This is a genomic window from Streptomyces sp. NPDC059371, from assembly GCF_042751995.1.
In the GTDB taxonomy this organism is placed as follows: Bacteria; Actinomycetota; Actinomycetes; order Streptomycetales; family Streptomycetaceae; genus Streptomyces.
The window spans coordinates 1-3,107 of record NZ_JBHYXD010000200.1 but is presented as its reverse complement, the minus strand read 5'-3'; the positions used below and the strand labels follow the sequence as shown (position 1 = coordinate 3,107).

General features: G+C 71.1%; 1 protein-coding gene. It reads left to right on the top strand.

Annotated features, from left to right (window positions below):
• Window positions 1-326 precede the first annotated feature (326 nt).
• Window positions 327-3,059 (top strand): phosphoenolpyruvate carboxylase, encoded by a 2,733-nt coding sequence (gene ppc, locus ACFXGX_RS43115; protein ID WP_384803945.1) that lies wholly within the window; start codon window positions 327-329, stop codon window positions 3,057-3,059.
• Window positions 3,060-3,107: the final 48 nt, after the last annotated feature.

The following is a 3,107-nucleotide window of genomic DNA, read 5'->3' as shown; positions in this document are numbered from 1 at the left end:
CAACCACTCCCCCCCCCCGGCCCCGCCCCCCACCCCCGCCAACCCCCCCCCCCCCCACGGGAATACCTACGGGTCCGTAACCTACGGCGTCGTAAGTATGTCAGCGCGTAGCCCGGCGGCAAGAGCCCGTGAGCCTGCGCGTCCGAGGGGACACCTATCCTTGGTATCGGTCGGACAGCGCGGTCCGTTCTGATTTCTTCCCGGATGCCACCTCTCTAAGCGGCACCCGCCGCGCGCGGTCGTCACCCGGGTTCCCTCCCAGACGAGCTTCAGACGAGATTCCCCCACTCTTCGGACGAGCTTCACCACTGCAAGGAGCCGCACCTGTGAGCAGTGCCGACGACCAGACCACGACGACCAGCAGCGAACTGCGCGCCGACATCCGCCGCCTGGGCGACCTGCTCGGCGAGACCCTCGTACGGCAGGAGGGTCCCGAGCTCCTGGAACTGGTCGAGAAGGTCCGCCGCCTGACCCGTGAGGACGGCGAGGCCGCCGCCGAGCTGCTGCGCGGCACCGAGCTGGAGACCGCCGCCAAGCTGGTCCGCGCCTTTTCGACCTACTTCCACCTCGCCAACGTCACCGAGCAGGTGCACCGCGGCCGCGAGCTGCGCGCCAAGCGCGCCGCCGAGGGCGGCCTCCTCGCCCGTACGGCCGACCGGCTCAAGGACGCCGACCCCGAGCACCTGCGCCAGACGGTCAAGAACCTCAACGTCCGCCCGGTGTTCACCGCCCACCCCACGGAGGCGGCCCGGCGCTCGGTGCTCAACAAGCTGCGGCGCATCGCCGCGCTGCTTGAGACCCCGGTCATCGAGGCCGACCGCCGCCGCTACGACACGCGCCTCGCGGAGAACATCGACCTCGTGTGGCAGACCGACGAGCTCCGCGTCGTGCGCCCCGAGCCCGCCGACGAGGCCCGCAACGCCATCTACTACCTGGACGAGCTGCACGCCGGCGCCGTCGGTGACGTCCTGGAGGACCTCACCGCCGAACTCGAGCGCGTCGGCGTCGTCCTCCCGGACGAGACCCGGCCCCTCACCTTCGGCACCTGGATCGGCGGCGACCGCGACGGCAACCCGAACGTCACCCCGGACGTCACCTGGGACGTCCTGATCCTCCAGCACGAGCACGGCATCAACGACGCCCTGGACCTGATCGACGAGCTCCGCGGCTTCCTGTCGAACTCCATCCGCTACACCGGCGCGAACGAGGAGCTCCTGGAGTCCCTCCAGAGCGACCTGGAGCGCCTGCCGGAGATCAGCCCCCGCTACAAGCGCCTCAACGCCGAAGAGCCCTACCGCCTCAAGGCCACCTGCATCCGGCAGAAGCTGGAGAACACCAAGCTCCGCCTGGCCAAGGGCACGCCCCACGAGGACGGCCGCGACTACCTCGGCACCGCCGAGCTGCTGCGCGACCTCACCCTCATCCAGACCTCGCTGCGCGAACACCGCGGCGGGCTGATCGCCGACGGCCGGATGAACCGGACCATCCGCACCCTGGCCGCGTTCGGCCTCCAGCTCGCCACCATGGACGTACGCGAGCACGCGGACGCCCACCACCACGCCCTCGGCCAGCTCTTCGACCGCCTCGGCGAGGAGTCGTGGCGCTACGCGGACATGCCGCGCGACTACCGCGGGAAGCTCCTCGCCAAGGAACTGCGCTCGCGACGCCCGCTCGGCCCGACCCCCGCACCGCTCGACGCCGCCGGCCAGAAGACCCTCGGCGTCTTCGAGACCGTCAAGAAGGCCCTGAAGATCTTCGGGCCCGAGGTCATCGAGTCGTACATCATCTCGATGTGCCAGGGCGCCGACGACGTCTTCGCCGCCGCCGTCCTCGCCCGCGAGGCCGGACTCCTCGACCTGCACGCCGGCTGGGCGAAGATCGGCATCGTGCCGCTCCTGGAGACCACCGACGAGCTCAAGGCCGCGGACACCATCCTGGAGGACATGCTCTCCGACCCCTCGTACCGCCGGCTCGTGGCGCTGCGCGGGGACGTCCAGGAGGTCATGCTCGGCTACTCCGACTCCTCCAAGTTCGGCGGCATCACCACCTCGCAGTGGGAGATCCACCGAGCCCAGCGCCGGCTCCGCGACGTCGCCCACCGCTACGGCGTACGCCTGCGGCTCTTCCACGGCCGCGGCGGCACCGTCGGCCGCGGCGGCGGCCCCTCGCACGACGCGATCCTCGCGCAGCCCTGGGGCACCCTGGAGGGCGAGATCAAGGTGACCGAGCAGGGCGAGGTCATCTCCGACAAGTACCTGGTCCCCTCGCTCGCCCGTGAGAACCTCGAACTGACGGTCGCCGCCACCCTCCAGGCGTCCGCCCTGCACACCGCGCCCCGCCAGTCCGACGAGGCGCTGGCCCGCTGGGACGCGGCGATGGACGTCGTCTCCGAAGCCGCCCACTCCGCCTACCGGCGGCTCGTCGAGGACCCCGACCTGCCGACGTACTTCCTCGCCTCCACGCCGGTCGACCAGCTCGCCGACCTGCACCTGGGCTCGCGGCCCTCCCGCCGCCCCGGCTCGGGCGTCTCGCTCGACGGACTGCGCGCCATCCCGTGGGTCTTCGGCTGGACCCAGTCCCGGCAGATCGTGCCCGGCTGGTTCGGCGTCGGCTCCGGCCTCAAGGCGCTGCGCGAGGCCGGCCTGGACACCGTGCTCGACGAGATGCACGAGCAGTGGCACTTCTTCCGGAACTTCCTCTCGAACGTCGAGATGACCCTCGCGAAGACCGACCTGCGGATCGCCCGCCACTACGTCGACACCCTCGTCCCCGACGAGCTCAAGCACGTGTTCACCGCCATCGAGGCCGAACACGAGCTCACCGTGCGCGAGGTGCTGCGCATCACCGGCGGCGAGAAGCTCCTCGACACCCACCCGGTGCTCCAGCAGACCTTCGCCATCCGTGACGCCTACCTGGACCCGATCTCCTACCTCCAGGTCGCGCTCCTCAAGCGCCAGCGCGACGAGGCCGCGGCCGGCCAGGCGGCCGACCCGCTGCTCTCGCGGGCGCTGCTCCTGACCGTCAACGGTGTGGCGGCGGGCCTGCGCAACACCGGCTGAGTCGGCGAGGCCGGACACCGGCGGACACATGAAGGCGCCCTTCCCGCT